Origin of the sequence: Mycobacterium asiaticum, from assembly GCF_001673315.1 — a bacterium.
Taxonomy (GTDB): Bacteria; Actinomycetota; Actinomycetes; order Mycobacteriales; family Mycobacteriaceae; genus Mycobacterium; species Mycobacterium asiaticum_B.
Genome location: NZ_LZLQ01000124.1, coordinates 66,115 through 81,952, shown reverse-complemented (window position 1 = coordinate 81,952; position 15,838 = coordinate 66,115). Strand labels below are relative to the sequence as shown.

General features: G+C 67.5%; 17 protein-coding genes. 3 read left to right on the top strand and 14 right to left on the bottom strand.

Annotated features, from left to right (window positions below; genetic code table 11):
• Nucleotides 1–28: 28 nt before the first annotated feature.
• The 3 genes from trpC to A5636_RS19405 form a co-directional block, all read right to left on the bottom strand.
• Nucleotides 29–847: an indole-3-glycerol phosphate synthase TrpC gene (gene trpC / locus A5636_RS19415; RefSeq protein ID WP_065160259.1), complete on the bottom strand. Its 819-nt coding sequence runs from the start codon at nt 845–847 to the stop codon at nt 29–31.
• A gap of 121 nt (nt 848–968) precedes the next feature.
• Nucleotides 969–1,640 carry a TIGR02234 family membrane protein gene (locus A5636_RS19410; RefSeq protein WP_065160258.1) on the bottom strand — a complete coding sequence of 224 codons (672 nt, stop codon included), beginning with the start codon at nt 1,638–1,640 and terminating at the stop codon, nt 969–971.
• The gene (locus A5636_RS19405) at nt 1,633–3,192 is read right to left on the bottom strand and encodes an anthranilate synthase component I (RefSeq protein WP_065160413.1); all 1,560 of its coding nucleotides are present in this window, start codon (nt 3,190–3,192) and stop codon (nt 1,633–1,635) included. Before A5636_RS19405 ends, A5636_RS19410 begins: the two co-directional genes overlap by 8 nt.
• 50 nt (nt 3,193–3,242) lie before the next feature.
• Between A5636_RS19405 and A5636_RS19400 the strand changes: the two genes are divergently transcribed.
• On the top strand, nt 3,243–3,698 hold the full coding sequence (locus tag A5636_RS19400) for a peroxiredoxin (RefSeq protein ID WP_065160257.1): 456 nt from the start codon (nt 3,243–3,245) through the stop codon (nt 3,696–3,698).
• 38 nt (nt 3,699–3,736) lie between these two features.
• On the top strand, nt 3,737–5,248 hold the full coding sequence (locus A5636_RS19395) for a serine/threonine-protein kinase (protein WP_065160256.1): 1,512 nt from the start codon (nt 3,737–3,739) through the stop codon (nt 5,246–5,248).
• Between the two features lie 55 nt (nt 5,249–5,303).
• On the opposite strand, the gene hisI is transcribed toward A5636_RS19395, so the two are convergent.
• From hisI to hisD, 8 genes are read right to left on the bottom strand one after another with little or no spacing between them, the layout of a single operon-like run.
• Nucleotides 5,304–5,651, bottom strand: a complete 348-nt coding sequence (hisI, locus tag A5636_RS19390; protein ID WP_065160255.1) for a phosphoribosyl-AMP cyclohydrolase — start codon at nt 5,649–5,651, stop codon at nt 5,304–5,306.
• The gene (gene hisF, locus A5636_RS19385) at nt 5,648–6,472 is read right to left on the bottom strand and encodes an imidazole glycerol phosphate synthase subunit HisF (RefSeq protein ID WP_065160254.1); all 825 of its coding nucleotides are present in this window, start codon (nt 6,470–6,472) and stop codon (nt 5,648–5,650) included. Before hisF ends, hisI begins: the two co-directional genes overlap by 4 nt.
• A complete protein-coding gene (locus A5636_RS19380) occupies nt 6,466–7,272 on the bottom strand; it encodes an inositol monophosphatase family protein (protein WP_065160253.1) in 807 nt (268 codons plus the stop codon). Before A5636_RS19380 ends, hisF begins: the two co-directional genes overlap by 7 nt.
• 7 nt (nt 7,273–7,279) lie before the next feature.
• A complete protein-coding gene (priA, locus tag A5636_RS19375; protein WP_065160252.1) occupies nt 7,280–8,014 on the bottom strand; it encodes a bifunctional 1-(5-phosphoribosyl)-5-((5-phosphoribosylamino)methylideneamino)imidazole-4-carboxamide isomerase/phosphoribosylanthranilate isomerase PriA in 735 nt (244 codons plus the stop codon).
• Nucleotides 8,015–8,016: 2 nt separating this feature from the next.
• A complete protein-coding gene (gene hisH, locus A5636_RS19370; protein ID WP_155763917.1) occupies nt 8,017–8,637 on the bottom strand; it encodes an imidazole glycerol phosphate synthase subunit HisH in 621 nt (206 codons plus the stop codon).
• 8 nt (nt 8,638–8,645) lie between these two features.
• Nucleotides 8,646–9,272: an imidazoleglycerol-phosphate dehydratase HisB gene (gene hisB, locus A5636_RS19365; protein WP_065160250.1), complete on the bottom strand. Its 627-nt coding sequence runs from the start codon at nt 9,270–9,272 to the stop codon at nt 8,646–8,648.
• Nucleotides 9,269–10,450 (bottom strand): histidinol-phosphate transaminase, encoded by a 1,182-nt coding sequence (locus A5636_RS19360; protein ID WP_065160249.1) that lies wholly within the window; start codon nt 10,448–10,450, stop codon nt 9,269–9,271. The genes hisB and A5636_RS19360 overlap by 4 nt, the downstream gene beginning before the upstream one ends.
• A complete protein-coding gene (hisD, locus tag A5636_RS19355; RefSeq protein ID WP_155763916.1) occupies nt 10,447–11,763 on the bottom strand; it encodes a histidinol dehydrogenase in 1,317 nt (438 codons plus the stop codon). Before hisD ends, A5636_RS19360 begins: the two co-directional genes overlap by 4 nt.
• 108 nt (nt 11,764–11,871) lie before the next feature.
• On the opposite strand from hisD, the gene A5636_RS19350 reads away from it, so the two are divergent.
• The gene (locus A5636_RS19350; RefSeq protein ID WP_065160247.1) at nt 11,872–12,285 is read left to right on the top strand and encodes a nitroreductase family deazaflavin-dependent oxidoreductase; all 414 of its coding nucleotides are present in this window, start codon (nt 11,872–11,874) and stop codon (nt 12,283–12,285) included.
• A gap of 29 nt (nt 12,286–12,314) precedes the next feature.
• Here A5636_RS19350 and nadC read toward each other — a convergent pair whose 3' ends face one another.
• Genes nadC through nadA form a run of 3 tightly spaced genes read right to left on the bottom strand, consistent with a single transcriptional unit; the run spans nt 12,315 to nt 15,804 of the window.
• Nucleotides 12,315–13,172, bottom strand: coding sequence for a carboxylating nicotinate-nucleotide diphosphorylase (gene nadC, locus A5636_RS19345; protein WP_065160246.1), 858 nt, complete (start codon nt 13,170–13,172; stop codon nt 12,315–12,317).
• Nucleotides 13,172–14,758, bottom strand: coding sequence for an L-aspartate oxidase (locus tag A5636_RS19340; protein WP_065160245.1), 1,587 nt, complete (start codon nt 14,756–14,758; stop codon nt 13,172–13,174). Before A5636_RS19340 ends, nadC begins: the two co-directional genes overlap by 1 nt.
• On the bottom strand, nt 14,755–15,804 hold the full coding sequence (gene nadA, locus A5636_RS19335) for a quinolinate synthase NadA (protein ID WP_065160244.1): 1,050 nt from the start codon (nt 15,802–15,804) through the stop codon (nt 14,755–14,757). Before nadA ends, A5636_RS19340 begins: the two co-directional genes overlap by 4 nt.
• Nucleotides 15,805–15,838 lie beyond the last annotated feature (34 nt).

Below are 15,838 nucleotides of genomic sequence, written 5' to 3'. Positions count from 1 at the left end.
ACTCAACGCGCGCGAAGTACATCAGCTGCTAGCGAGCCGGCTTGGGACAGGACGGATGGGTACCGGCGGTCACCAGATCGGCGACCGCGGCGCGCGGGTCGCCGCTCTTCACCAGACCCTCGCCGACCAGGACGGCGTCGGCCCCCGCGCCGGCGTAGGCCAACAGATCGCCGGTGTGCCGCACACCCGATTCGGCGATCCGGATCACCTTGCTGGGCAGTCCGGGAGCGATCCGCGCAAAGCAGTCCCGGTCCACTTCCAATGTGGTGAGATCGCGGGCGTTAACGCCGATTATGTTGGCCCCAGCCTTCAGCGCACGGTCGGCTTCTTCTTCGGTGTGCACCTCGACGAGGGCTGCCATGCCGAGCGACTCGGTGCGGTCCAGCATTGACACCAGCGCCGACTGATCCAACGCCGCGACGATCAGCAACAGCATGTCTGCACCGTGCGCACGTGCCTCATGAATCTGATAGGGCTGCACCACAAAATCCTTGCGCAACACCGGGATTGACACCGCCGCACGCACCGCGTCGAGGTCGTCCAACGATCCGTGGAAGCGTCGTTCCTCGGTCAGCACACTGATGATCCGTGCACCACCGTCCTCATACGCACGGGCCAGCTTTGCCGGGTCCGCGATGGGCGCCAGCGAACCCTTCGACGGGCTAGCCCGCTTGACCTCGGCGATGACGCCGATACCGGGTTCACGCAGTGCGGCCATTACGTTGCGCGCCGGCGGAGCCGCGGCTGCACGGGCTTTGATTTCCGAAAGACTCACGCGGGCTTCGCGCGCGGCAACGTCGGCACGGACTCCCTCAAGAATGGAGTCAAGCACGTTGGCCGGACTCATACCTGCGGTTTCCCTTCCCTCTGTGGCCTTTCGTGGCCCTGCTGCGACCACCGCCACCCCACGCTCGTCGGCCGATTGCGACGACGTGCAAGAAGGGTAGCGACCGTCGAGACAGGGTCCGTCACCGCCCCTCGGTGTCTGTCTCGGGCGCTCGATCCGTAGGGTCGCGGCCCTCGTCGAGAGCGTCCCAGATCATCCGTTCGGACAACTCGGGTTTTGCACCCTCGGGACGTTCCGGACCGTCGACACCCGCACCCTCGCGTCGCGCCACTGAGCGGCGGGCGCCGGGTGCCAGGTACTTTGTGCTGCCCGTCCCAGCGCCCCCGACTCCTGAGGCCGCGCGCATCATGAGGGCCGCGGCGACCAGCGTGCACACCGCGGCCGCCACCGCGACTCCGGCTCCCCAGTACTGGCGCGCACTACCGACCAGTGTCGCCACTGGAACGTGGGCGAGTTCAGCTCCGCGCGCGGCCACGTCCGGCAATGCCCACAGGCTGACCCCCAAATAGCCGATCGCGAAGCTCACCGCCGCCAGCAACGCGGCCAGCGCCCGCAGCTGCCATCCCCGCACGGCCAGCACCGCCACGGCGGCGGCCAGGTCGACGATGGCCAACGGAAGCAACGCACTCGACCAGGTCGCACCCGACAGCGTCAGCTCCTTCGGCGGACCCAGCCCGTCGAACGACCGGACCACCACCCAGGTCAGCCGCGACGCCCCCCACAGCAGGCCGGCGGCCACCACCAGCAACACCTGAGCGATCCCGATCGGCAGCCGGCCGCGCCTCTCACCCATTCGGCGCCACCGGACTGATTCCGGGAGCGGTCAGGGTCTCGGCGGCGGCGATCGCATTCAGCACCGCCCGCGCCTTGTTCCTGGCCTCGTTGTATTCGTATGGACCGTTGGAGTCGGCGACCACCCCTCCACCGGCCTGGACGTAAGCCTTCCCGGCACGCATCAACGCCGTACGAATCGCGATCGCGAAGTCAGCGTTGCCGGCGAAGTCCAGGTAACCCACCACCCCGCCATACAGGCCGCGACGGGTCTTTTCGACCTCTTCGATCAGCTCCATAGCCCGCACCTTCGGCGCGCCGGAAAGGGTGCCGGCCGGAAAACAGGCTGTGACGGCGTCCAGCGCGGTCTGCCCCTCCGCCAACTGCCCGGTCACCGTCGACACCAGATGCATGACGTGGCTATAGCGTTCGATGTGGCTGTAGTCCTCGACCCGGACGCTGCCCGGCGTGCAGACCCGGCCAAGGTCGTTGCGGCCCAAGTCGACCAGCATCAGATGCTCGGCGAGTTCCTTGTCGTCAGCCAGCAGTTCCTTTTCCAGCAGGAGGTCTTCTTCGTCGGTTGCGCCGCGCCAGCGGGTACCGGCGATCGGATGGGTGGTTGCGCGGCCGTCGTGCACCGTCACCAACGCCTCAGGGCTGGATCCGACGATCGAAAAGTCAACGGCACCTTCGCTGTTGGGTATCTGCAGCAAATACATGTACGGGCTGGGATTGGTCACCCGCAGCATGCGGTACACGTCGATCGGGTCGACGTCGGTGTCCATTTCGAAGCGTTGCGACGGCACCACTTGGAAGGCTTCACCGGCCGCGATCTGTTCCACCAGGTACTCGACGATGGCGCCGTACTCTTCGACCGTGCGCTGGGCACGATGGCGCGGTTCGGGTTTGCCGAACGAGGCAACCGTCGACGGCAGCGGCTGGCTCAACGCTGCGGTCATCACATCCAATCGTGCGACGGCGTCATCGTAGGCCCAATCGACGCGCTCGTCGGTGCCGTTCCAGTTCACCGCGTTGGCGATCAGGGTGATGGTGCCCTCGTGGTGGTCGACGGCGGCCACATCGGTCGCGAGCAGCAGCAGCATGTCGGGCAGCTGCAGGTCATCGAGGGCGATCTCGGGCAGCCGCTCGAGTCGGCGCACCATGTCGTAGGCAAAGAAACCGACCATGCCGCCAGACAACGGCGGTAAGTCCGGGCGGGAATCCTGCGGAGCCGCCGTGGCCAGCACCGCCAGGGTGGCGCGCAGCGCGTCTAATGGGTCACCGCCGGTGGGTGCGTCCCTGGGCACGGTGCCCAGCCATACGGCCTGGCCGTCGCGGACGGTCAGCGCCGTCGGCGCGCCGGCCCCGATGAAGGACCAGCGCGACCACGACCGGCCGTTCTCGGCCGACTCGAGCAGGAAAGTGCCGGGGCGGTTGGCGGCCAGCTTGCGGTAGGCCGATAGCGGAGTTTCGCTGTCGGCCAAGACCTTGCGGGTCACCGGAACTACCCGATGCTCGGCTGCCAGCACGCGGAAATCGTCCCGTGTGGTCGTGGTTGCGAGGTTGGCGTGCACCGAACCATCCAATCAGATTGCCGGGTCACCATCCGCGTAGCGTGTCGACCATGAAAACTGGTGACACCGTGGCCGACTTTGAACTTCCCGATCAGACAGGCACGCCGCGCAGACTGAGCGCGCTGCTGTCCGACGGGCCGGTGGTGCTCTTTTTCTATCCGGCGGCCATGACGCCAGGTTGCACCAAGGAGGCCTGCCACTTCCGTGACCTGGCGGCCGAATTCGCCGCGGTCGGTGCCAATCGAGTCGGCATCAGCACCGATCCCGTGCAGAAGCAGGCCAAGTTCGCCGACACCCAGAAGTTCGACTATCCCCTGCTGTCGGACACCGAAGGCACGGTGGCCACCCAGTTCGGCGTCAAGCGCGGATTGCTCGGCAAATTGCTGCCGGTCAAACGAACCACCTTTGTCATCGACACCGACCGCAAGGTGCTCGACGTGATCTCGAGCGAGATCAGCATGGACAGTCACGCCGACAAGGCCCTGGCGACACTTCGTAACCGTTGAGCACTCGCGACCGCGGACCGGCTCAGTAGCATGCTCCCATGCCGACAAGCGCTGGCGAGGGCGGAGGCCTGAAAGAAGGCGAGCTGTTCGCCGGTTACACCATCGTTCGGCGGCTGGGTGCCGGCGGGATGGGCCAGGTGTATCTGGCGCAGCACCCTCGACTGCCGCGCCGGGACGCCCTGAAGGTCCTGCCGCGCGAGTTCACCGCGAATTCAGAATTCCGCCAGCGCTTCAACCGCGAGGCCGAACTGGCCGGGAGCCTGTACAACCAGCACATCGTCGGCATCCATGACCGCGGCGAGTACGACGGCCAACTGTGGCTGTCGATGGACTATGTCGAGGGCACTGACGCCGCCGAACTGTTGCGCACCCAATACCCCTCCGGGATGCCCCTGCCCGAGGTCGTCGAGATCGTCTCGGCAGTGGCCGACGCGCTCGACTATGCGCACTCGCGCGGTTTGCTGCACCGTGACGTCAAGCCGGCGAACATCCTGCTCGGTCACGGGCAGCCGAAGCGCCGAATTCTGCTCGCCGACTTCGGTATTGCCCGGCAGCTGGGTCAGACCAGCAACCTGACGGCGACCAACATGACGATGGGCACCAGCGCCTACTGTGCACCCGAGCAACTGCAGGGTTTCGACCTGGATGGGCGTGCCGACCAGTACGCGCTGGCCTGCACCGCGTTTCAGTTGTTGACCGGCGGAGCCCCGTTCCAGGACTCCAATGTCGCGCTGTTGATCACTCAGCATTTGTCCGCTCCACCGCCGCTGCTCAGCACCCGGCGCCCCGAACTGCGCCACCTCGACGGGGTCATCGTCAGAGCGCTCGCCAAAGACCCGGCCGGCCGTTTCGCGTCCTGCGCGGAGTTCGCAACCGCGCTGGGCGCTCCTCCCGGCACCGTCCACCTTCCGGTGCCCCCGCCGGGCGCAATGGTGCCGACGCAGGTGATGCCACCGCCACCGCCGATGCAGCGCGGTGGGCATGGCACGTTGATCGCGGCACTGATAGCCGTGGCGCTGGTGGTGGCCGCGGCGGTGCTCGGGCTGGTGGCGCTGCAAGGCAGATCCGGGCAACCCGCGGCCGCACCCTCGCGTGAGCCCAGCACTGGCAATTCCTCGCGGGCGGCAGCGCCCCCGCCCGGCAGCAACGCCGCACCGCCCACGCTTCGATTGACCGACTCGGTCACCGACGACGCGCGGGTGCTCCGTCCCGCCGAGCGTGCCGTGGTGGAACGCGACATCAAGAAGCTCTACGACGGGCGCCACATCAAGCTCTGGGTGGTCTATGTCCAGGACTTCGGTGAGTTCAAGCCGGCCAAATGGGCCGAACGCACCATGTACGCCAACGATTTCACCGACATCGACGCCCTGCTGGCCATCTCCACCGACCGACCCTCGTTCAGCTTCCATGTGCCGGTGGCGGTCACGGTGGGTAAGCCGATCGACGTCGAGGAAATCCGCCGGGAGCGGGTTGCGCCGGCCGTCGAACGGCGCGAATGGACCCGCGCCGCGCTGGCCGCCGCCAACGGACTGGATGTCGCACCTAACTAGTCGTCGGCATTAGTCATTAGTCGCCGGTACTAGTCGTCGGCACTAGTCGTCAGCACTAGTCGTCGGCGCCCAACAGCAGCGCGGCATCGAAGCAGCTGTGATCGCCGGTGTGACAGGCACCCCCGACCTGGTCGACGGTCAACAGCACGGTGTCGCCATCGCAGTCCAGTCGCACCTCGTGCACATGCTGGGTGTGCCCGGAGGTGGCGCCCTTGATCCACTGCTCCCCCCGCGACCGCGAAAAGTACGTCGCTTCACGGGTTTGCAGGGTGCGGGCCAGGGCCTCGTCGTCCATCCAGGCGACCATCAATACGTGGCCGCTGCCGCGCTCCTGCACGACGGCAGTGATCAGTCCGTCGGCGTTGCGCTTCAAACGTGCGGCGATATCGGGGTGCAGGGTCATCTGGCCGCCATCCGCACGGTGATCTTCTCCTGCTCCATGGCGGCCTTCACCTGACCGATGGTCAGCTCGCGGAAGTGAAACACGCTGGCGGCCAACACCGCATCGGCACCCGCCTCCACCGCTGGTGCGAAGTGCTCGATCGCACCGGCGCCACCGCTCGCGATGACCGGCACGGTGACCGCCGCTCGGACGGCGCGCAGCATAGCCAGGTCGAATCCGGCTTTCGTCCCGTCGGCGTCCATCGAATTGAGCAGGATCTCCCCCACCCCCAGGTCGGCCCCGCGGGCGGCCCACTCGACTGCGTCGATGCCGGTTCCACGGCGCCCCCCGTGCGTGGTGACTTCCCAGCCCGACGGGGTCGGAGCCGAGCCGACGGGTACCGTCCGGGCGTCGACCGACAGCACAATGCACTGGGACCCGAATTGCCTTGCCATTTCGGCCAATAGATCCGGACGTGCGATGGCAGCGGTGTTGACCGATACCTTGTCGGCGCCGGCGCGCAGCAGGACGTCGACGTCTGCCACGGTGCGCACCCCTCCGCCGACTGTCAACGGGATGAACACCTGTTCGGCAGTGCGGCGCACCACATCCAACATCGTGGCCCGGCCCGAGGATGACGCGGTCACATCCAAAAAGGTGAGTTCGTCGGCCCCCTCGGCGTCGTACGCGGCGGCCAATTCCACCGGATCGCCTGCATCGCGAAGGTTTTCGAAGTTGACGCCTTTGACCACGCGGCCGCCGTCCACATCCAGGCACGGGATGACGCGCACTGCGAGACCGCCCCCGTCGTGAAGCCGCAGCGAGGGTGCCTCGTTCAGCATCGGTAGTCCTCTGGCTGGCCGGTGCTGCGCAGGATATCCAGGATCTCCTCATGCACACCGGGCGCCGCAGCCAACGCGGACGTGGATGCCGGGGTCCACGGCTCGCCGGCCAGATCGGTAACGATGCCACCCGCGGCCCGGACCAGCGCCACTCCCGCGGCATGGTCCCACACGTGGCTGCCGAAACTCAGTGCACCACCGAGGATTCCGTCCGCCACGTAGGCAAGGTCAATGCCGGTGGAACCGTGCATGCGCAGCCGCGAGGACAGCCGGCTGAGGTTCTCCAGCACCGCCACGCGGTACTGGCCCGGAAACCTGGCGCGCGAGTCCGCGCTGAACGAACCCGCACCGACGAGCGCATTGGTCAACTCACTGCGCTTGAGCGGCGGCTGGGGCGCACCGTTTTTCATCAGCGGACCGCCCGTTACGGCCGTATACCGCTGGTCGATGAACGGCAACCAGGTCAGTCCGGCCACCGGCTCGCCGTCGCGCAGCAGGCCCAACAGGATCCCCGCCATCGGCGACCCGGCCGCGTAGTTGAAGGTCCCGTCAACCGGGTCCAGTACCCAAACCCAAGGCGAGTCGACATCCGCGCCGCCGAATTCCTCGCCATGCACCTCGATTCCAGTGGCCTTGACCAGGGCATCGACCACCTGACGCTCGATGGCGAGGTCGACCTCGGTGGCAAAGTCGTTGCCTTTCTTGCTGACTGCTGACTCGGCGCGGTGACCGGCCAGGAAGGGCTCGGTCGCGTCGTCCAAGACGGCCGACGCTTCGGCCACCAACGCATCCAAGTTCATTGCCGCGTTACCCTCGCACCGCATCCAAAGCCTGCGGCAGCGTGAACCGCCCGGCGTAGAGCGCCTTGCCCACGATCGCTCCTTCGATGCCGCGGTCGGTCAGGGTGGCGATGGCGCGCAAGTCGTCGAGGCTGGACACGCCGCCGGAGGCGATCACTGGGGCATCGGTGCGCTCGGCGACCTGCGTCAACAGGTCGAGATTGGGTCCCTGCAGCGTTCCGTCCTTGGTCACGTCGGTGACGACGTAGCGCGAACATCCCTCGGCTTCGAGGCGGTCCAGCACCTCCCAGAGGTCACCGCCGTCGGTCTCCCACCCCCGCCCGCGCAATCGGTGTTGCCCATCGACGATTTGCACATCCAGACCGACGGCAACCTTGTCACCGTGCTCGGCGATGGCCCGCGCACACCACTGCGGGTCTTCCAACGCAGCCGTACCCACGTTGACCCGCGCGCACCCGGTGGCCAGCGCCGCAGCCAGCGTTTCGTCGTCGCGGATACCGCCGGACAGTTCGACCTCAACGTCCAGCTTTCCCACCACCTCGGCGAGCAACTCGCGGTTCGAACCACGACCGAACGCGGCGTCCAGATCGACCAGGTGGATCCAGTCGGTGCCGTCGCGCTGCCAACCCAGGGCGGCGTCCAGCGCTGAGCCGTACTCGGTTTCGCTGCCGGCCTTGCCCTGCACCAAACGCACCGCGCGGCCGTCGACCACGTCGACAGCGGGCAACAGAATCAACGGCATCGCTACAGCCCCTCGACCCAGTTACGCAGGATTGCCGCGCCGGCATCCCCGCTCTTCTCCGGGTGGAACTGGGTGGCCGACAATGGCCCGTCCTCGACCGCCGCCAAAAACGGCACCTGGTGTGTGGCCCACGTCAACATCGCCTCGGCTGAACCTTCCCACCGCTGCGCGGCGTAGGAGTGTACGAAATAGAACCGGGTGTCGGAGTCCACACCCTGGAATAACGTGCTGTGTGGCGCGGCGTTCACCACATTCCATCCCATGTGCGGAATCACCGGTGCCTCCAGCAGGGTCACCGCACCAGGCCACTGGCTGCAACCCGTTGTCTCCACCCCGAATTCGACGCCGCGCGAGAACAGGATCTGCATGCCCACGCAGACGCCCAGCACGGGCCGTCCGGCCGTGACCCGCTCGGCAATGATCCGCTCGCCACCGATCTCGCGCAGTCCGGTCATGCACGCCTCGAAGGCGCCGACTCCTGGCACTACCAGTCCGTCGGCGGCCAGCGCCGCCTCGGCGTCCGCGGTTACCTCCACGTTGGCTCCGACGCGCTCCAGCGCACGCTGCGCCGACCGCAAATTGCCCGAGCCATAGTCCAGCACCACGACGGATTTTCGCCTTATAAGGTCTGTCACAGAACCCCTTTGGTGGATGGCACACCGGACACGCGGGGATCGGGCTCGACGGCCTGGCGCAGCGCGCGGGCGACCGCCTTGTACTGCGCTTCGGTGATGTGGTGCGGGTCGCGTCCGTAGAGAACCCGCACGTGCAGCGCGATGCGGGCATTCATGGCCAGCGATTCGAAAACATGTCGGTTGATGACGGTGTGGTACGGAACCGAACTGCCGGCGATCGTGGTGTGCTGCAGGTGATCCGGCTCGCCGGTGTGCACGCAGTAGGGCCGGCCGGAGACATCCACCGCTGCATGTGCCAGCGTCTCGTCCATCGGAATGAACGCGTCACCGAAACGGCGGATACCCCTCTTGTCGCCCAGCGCCTGCGCCAGCGCCTGGCCCAGCGCGATCGCGGTGTCCTCGACAGTGTGGTGGGCTTCGATTTCGATGTCGCCCTTGGTACGGACCATCAGATCGAAGCTGGCGTGGCTGCCGAGCGCGGTCAGCATGTGGTCGTAGAACGGTACGCCGGTGTCGATGTCGACTTGTCCGGTGCCGTCCAGGTCGAGTTCGATGACGATGTCGGATTCGCGGGTGCGACGTTCAATGCGCGCTCGGCGCGTGCCGGTGTCGGTGGTAGTCATGGTGCTCCTAATGGACGGTCGCGACCCGCTTCGCCCGGCTTCGCCGCGCTCGCGATCGCTCGTGACAGGCTTGGACAGGCTAGTTCGGTGACGGCGATCTCGGCGCTGGCGCGCAGGAAGGCGTCGTTCTCCTCTGCCAGCCCGGTGGTAGCCCGCAGATAGCCGGGAATGCCGACGTCGCGGATCAGCACGCCGGCGTCCAGGTAGTGTTGCCACGCGGCCGCAGCGTTAGTGAACTCACCGAACAACACAAAATTCGCATCGCTGGGAATAACCCGAAATCCCATGCCCATCAACGCAACTGACACCCGTTCCCGTTCGGCGATCAGGGTCGCAACGCTGCCCAGCGTGTCGTCGGCATGCCGCAGCGCTGCCCGCGCGGCCGCTTGGGTGACCGACGACAGGTGATACGGCAGCCGAACCAGCAGCATCGCCTCGACGAGTGCGGGGGTGGCCACCAGGTAGCCCAATCGGCCACCGGCGAACGCGAACGCCTTGCTCATGGTGCGGGTGACCACCAGCTTGGCCGGGTACTCCTCGACCAGTGCCACCGCGCTGGGCTGCGAGGAGAACTCACCGTAGGCCTCGTCCACGATCAGGATGCCCGGTGTCACCTCCAGTAGCTTGCGTAGTTCTTCCAGCGGAACACCCTGCCCGGACGGGTTATTGGGGCTGGCGATGAATATGACGTCCGGTCTGCGGTCGAGGACGGCGGCCACCGCGCGCTCGATGTCGAGACTGAAATCGTCGGCGCGCACGGTTTCCAGCCACTCGGTGCGGGTGGCATCGGCGATGATCGGGTGCATCGAATAGGACGGTACGAATCCGATCGCCGTACGACCGGGTCCGCCGAACGCCTGCAGCAGTTGCTGCAGAATTTCATTCGAACCGTTTGCCGCCCATACGCTCTCGACTCCGATGGGGTTCCCGGTCTGGATGGTCAGGTAGGCGGCCAGGTCTTCGCGCAGGGCTACCGCGTCACGGTCGGGGTAGCGGTGCAGATCCGCGGCCGCCGCACGCACCGACCGCACGACGTCATCGATCAACGCCTGGGTGGGCCGGTGCGGGTTCTCGTTGGTGTTCAGCCGCACCGGCACATCCAATTGCGGTGCGCCGTAGGGCGTTTTGCCGCGCAGATCCTCGCGCAGCGGCAGCTGGTCGAGTGTGGGTCGGGTCATGGCTCGAACCGCCGCCGTACCGCTTCGCCGTGCGACGGCAAGTCCTCGGCCTCGGCCAGCGCGACAACGTGACCGGAGACATCTTTGAGGGCTGCCTCCGTGTAGTCGACCACGTGGATGCCGCGCAGGAAGGTCTGCACCGACAGCCCGCTGGAGTAGCGTGCGCTGCCGGCGGTGGGCAGCACGTGGTTGGAGCCGGCGCAGTAGTCGCCCAGGCTCACCGGCGCGTATGCGCCGACAAAAATCGCTCCGGCCGAACGGATCCGGGTGGCGACTGCAGCCGGATCGGCGGTCTGGATCTCTAGGTGCTCGGCAGCGTAGGCGTTGACCACCTGCACGCCGGCATCGAGATTGTCCACCAGAATCGTCTTCGACTGCGGGCCGGAAAGCGCCGCAGTGACTCGGTCGCGGTGCGCCGTGGTCTGCAGCTGAGCACCAAGCTCGGCCTCGGTCGCGTCGGCCAGTTCCTCGCTCGGAGTGACCAACACGCTGGCGGCCATCTCGTCGTGCTCAGCCTGACTGATCAGATCGGCGGCCACGTGCACTGGGTTTGCGGTCTCGTCGGCCAGGATGGCGATCTCGGTGGGCCCGGCTTCGGCGTCGATGCCGACCATCGAACGGCACAGCCGCTTGGCGGCGGTGACGTAGATGTTTCCCGGCCCGGTGATCATGTCCACCGGCGCCAAGGCCGCACCGCCGGTATCTACGCCGCCGTAGGCCAGCAGCGCCACCGCTTGCGCGCCACCGACCGCCCACACCTCCTCGACCCCCAATAGCGCGGCCGCGGCCAGGATGGTCGGGTGTGGAAGGCCGCCGAAACCGGCTTGCGGGGGGCTTGCCACCACCAGCGATCCCACTCCTGCCGCCTGGGCCGGCACCACGTTCATCACCACGCTGGACGGGTACACCGCGTTCCCGCAGGGCACGTAGAGGCCGACGCGTTCGACCGGCACCCAACGTTCGGTGACGGTGGCCCCGGGGCTCAGCGTGGTAGTGGTGTCGCTGCGTCGCTGATCGGCGTGCACCGCGCGGGTTCGTTCGATCATCACCTGCAAGGCGTCCCGGACGTCTCCGTCCAGCCCCTTCACCGCGGCGTCCAGTGCGGCCTCGGGGACCAGGACGGCCGACGGCCGTACCCCGTCGAACTTCGCCCCGTACTCCAGGGCCGCAGCCACCCCGTGCTCGGCGACAGCGGCCACGATGGGCCGCACAGTCGGCAACACCGCGTCCACGTCGACGCCGCCGCGCGGCAAAGCCGTCCGCAGCCGCGCAGCCGTCAACTCCTGGCCCCGCAAATCCATCCGGGCCAGCAGAGCGGGCGATGTGGTCATATGGTCCATTGTCCCAGAGCAGCTCAAGTCGTTATTCCCCCGGTAGTGTGCCGTTGGACAGCGCAAGCCGGAGAAAAGGTGGAACCCTCGATGTCGGCAAAGGATCAGCACCCCAACAACGCGCCGGGGATACCGATGGTCTACCCGGTGTGGTTCGAGAACATCCAAGTCAAGTACCTCAACCCGGCGCTCAAGCCGATCGTGCGGTATCTACCGGGCACCGCGACCGTCGAGCACCGCGGGCGCAAGTCTGGGAAGCAGTACAAGACGATCGTCACCACCTACCGCAAGGGCAAACTGCTCGCAATCGCGCTGGGCCACGGCAAGACGGACTGGGTGAAGAACGTGCTGGCCGCCGGGGAGGCTGATGTCAGCTACACCCGCCGCACGGTGCATATCACCAACCCACGGATCCTGGAAGCGGGCTCCACCGCCGACGATCTGCCCTGGTTGGCGCGGCTGCAGCTGCGCCGCATGGCGGTGTTCGTCGGCGACATCAGCTGAATCGCCTGCGGCACGGTCCTGCCGCCTGACTACATGTCCAGCCCGACGTCCAGGACGCGCACCGAGTGGGTCAGCGCACCAACGGCCAGATAGTCCACCCCCGTAGCCGCGTACGTCTTGGCGGACTCCAGGCTCAGCCCGCCCGACGATTCCAGCAGCACCTCCGGTGCGCGCGAGTCCCTGCGCTGCACCGCCATCTGCGTCTGCCACACCGGGAAGTTGTCCAGCAGGATCAGCTCGGGTTTCTCCACCAGAACCTCGTCGAGCTGCTCCAGCGAATCAACCTCCACTTCGCAGGACAGGTCGGGAGCCGCGGCCCGCACTGCGAGCAACGCCTCGACCACCGATCCCGCCGCGGCGACGTGGTTGTCCTTGATCAGCGCGGCATCGCCCAGGCCCAATCGGTGGTTGACGCCGCCGCCAACCCGCACCGCGTACTTCTGCAGGGCCCGCAAACCGGGCAACGTCTTGCGGGTGTCGCGGACTTTCGCCTTGGTTCCCTGCACGGCCTCGACCCAAGCGGCGGTGACAGTCGCGATGCCGGATAGATGGCATACCAGGTTCAGCATGGTCCGCTCCGCGGTCAGCAGGCCGCGGGTGTCGGCCCGCACGGTCAGCAGCGGCTCGCCCACCTTCAACCGCGCGCCGTCCTCGACCCGGTGCACCACCTGGTAGCCGTCGCGGCCGATCACCTCGTCCAGCACTATCAGCGCGACGTCGACGCCGGCGACCACCCCGCACTCACGCGGCACCATCGACGCCGTGGCCACCGCGCCCGCCGGCACCGTGGCAAGCGTGGTGGCATCGGGTCCGTAGCGCAGGTCCTCTTCGAGTCCGCGGCGGATGGTCTCGCGCGCATCTACCAGCTCGGCGTCGTCCAAGAACATCAGCCCACCGCCGCCAGCGCTTCCAGCTGCACCCCGTTGCCGTCGGGGGCTAGCCGGATCAGCGCGCTGCGGCCCGGATCGGCGCCGAGCGATGGGTAGTCGGCACGGTGGTGGCAGCCGCGGCTCTCGGTGCGCGCCAGCGCGGCGGCGGTGACTGCGCGGGCAGCCATGGTGAGGCACACGTCTTCGGCATCGCGTCGGTTGACCACGGTGCGTGTCGGTGCGGCACTGAGCATCTCGGCCAGCCGCTGCAGACCGGCGGCATCGCGCTCCACCGAGGCGTCGCGGCTCATTGCCTGTTGCAGATCGCTGCGGCGCAGCGCGGTCACCTCGGTCCACGCCGGCACCGAAGCGCACGCGCGCCCCGCCGCCTGAGCATGCGCCGCAGCCGCCTTTCCGGCGCGCCCGCCGATTACCAGACCTTCCAGCAAGCTGTTGGAGGCAAGCCGGTTGGCGCCGTGCATTCCGGTGCGAGCGACCTCACCCGCGGCGTACAACCCCGGCAGTGAGGTCTGGCCGTACACATCCGTGACGACGCCGCCACAGCTGTAATGCGCTCCCGGCACGATCGGGATGGGCTGGCGGACCGGGTCGATGCCGGCCGCGCGACAGGCGGCGGTGACCGTCGGGAACCGCGCCTCGAAACCGGCGATACCCCGCGCATCGAGGTAGGCGCACCGGTCACCGGTCGCCTTCAATCTCGCGTCGATGGCGGCGGCCACGACGTCTCGCGGGGCCAGGTCACCCATCGGATGAACGCCTGCGGTGATCGAATGACCTTGACTGTCAAGCAGTATCGCGCCCTCGCCGCGGATGGCCTCGGTGATCAGCGGCCGCCGGCCGCCGCCACGGGCCGAATAGAGCATCGTGGGGTGGAACTGAATGAATTCGACGTCGCTGACCGCCAGGCCGGCCCACAAGGCCAAGGCGAGGCCGTCCCCGGTGGAACCGGACGGATTGGTGGTGGCGCCGTAGAGGTGACCGAGTCCGCCGGTGGCCAGGATCACCGCGGGGGCGCTGATGATGCCGAGACCGTCCGGACGGCTGACCAAGATTCCGGTCACCGCCGTCTCGTCGTGCAGGACGCGCAGGGCGACGTGGGCGCTGCGGATGTCGAGCATGCGTGCAGCGTCATCGAGGGTGCGCTGCACCTCGGCGCCGGTGGCGTCCCCGCCGGCGTGCACGACGCGTCGGCGCGAATGCCCGCCCTCCCGCGTCACGTCCCACCGGCCTGGTACGGATTCGTCGAAATGTGCTCCGTGACCAACTAATTCGCAGACGGCGCGGTAACCGTCGGCGACGATCGAATACACCGCGTCGGCGTCACACAGCCCCGCTCCGGCGGCCAGGGTGTCCGCCACGTGCGCATCGACCGAGTCTCCATCGTCGAGGTTGTCCGGCGTGACCACGGCGATGCCGCCTTGCGCGTAATGCGTTGCGGTGGCACCCCGCGTCTGCGCGGCCTTGTTCAGCACAACAACCCGGCTGCCGGCCCGGTGCGCCGCCAACGCGGCCGCCAGGCCGGCGACGCCCATGCCGATCACGACGACATCGGCGTCATCGCGCCACGGCTGGACCCGCGTCATTCCCCGCCGCCCGGCTGGCCGATCTCGATCATTCGCTGCACGCTGCGACGGCCCGCGGCTGCGACCTCGGGCGTGACGTGGACTTCGTCGGCGCCGTCGATCAGGCAGCGCAGCAACGCGGCGGGGGTGATCATCTTCATGAACCGGCATGAAGCCCGGTCGTTGACCGCTTGGAAGTCGACTTCTGGTGCGGCCCGGCGCAATTGGTGCAGCATGCCGACCTCGGTGGCGACCAGCACCTTGCGGGCGCGAGTTTCGTGCGCGGCGTCGAGCATGCCGCCGGTGGACAAGATCTTGACTCGCTCGGCGGGGAACGCGCCTTCGCCGGCCAGATACAGCGCCGAAGTGGCACAACCACATTCGGGATGCACGAACAACTCGGCGTCGGGATTGGCCCGGGCCTGTTCGGTGAGCTCGTCGCCGTTGATCCCGGCGTGCACGTGGCACTCGCCGGCCCAGACATGCAGGTTGGTGCGCCCGGTCACCCGTCGGACGTGGGCGCCGAGAAACTGATCCGGGCAGAACAGCACCTCGCGGTCCGGGTCGATGGAGGCGACCACGTCGACGGCATTGGACGACGTGCAGCAGATGTCGGTGAGCGCCTTCACCTCCGCGGTGGTGTTGACGTAGGAGACGACGACCGCGTCCGGGTGTTCGGCCTTCCAGGCACGCAGGTCGTCGGCGGTGATGGAGTCGGCCAGTGAGCAGCCGGCGCGTTGGTCGGGAATGAGCACGGTTTTGTCCGGGCTGAGGATCTTGGCCGTCTCGGCCATGAAGTGCACACCGCAGAACACGATGGTGTCCTCCGGCGCCTCGGCGGCGATTCGGGACAGTGCCAGCGAATCTCCTACGTGGTCGGCGACTTCCTGGATCTCCGGCAGTTGGTAGTTGTGCGCCAGCACGGTGGCGCCGCGCAGCCGGGCCAGGCGGCGAATCTCGTCGGCCCATTGCTCGTTGCCCTCGACGCCGGTGTAGCCGCTGGGCGTACTGATGATGCCGGCGGCTAACTCTTGGGCGAGTGTGTCCATGCGATTCAGGACCGTCATGGGGGCTCCTTTCGCACCCAGAGGTTTTCGACTT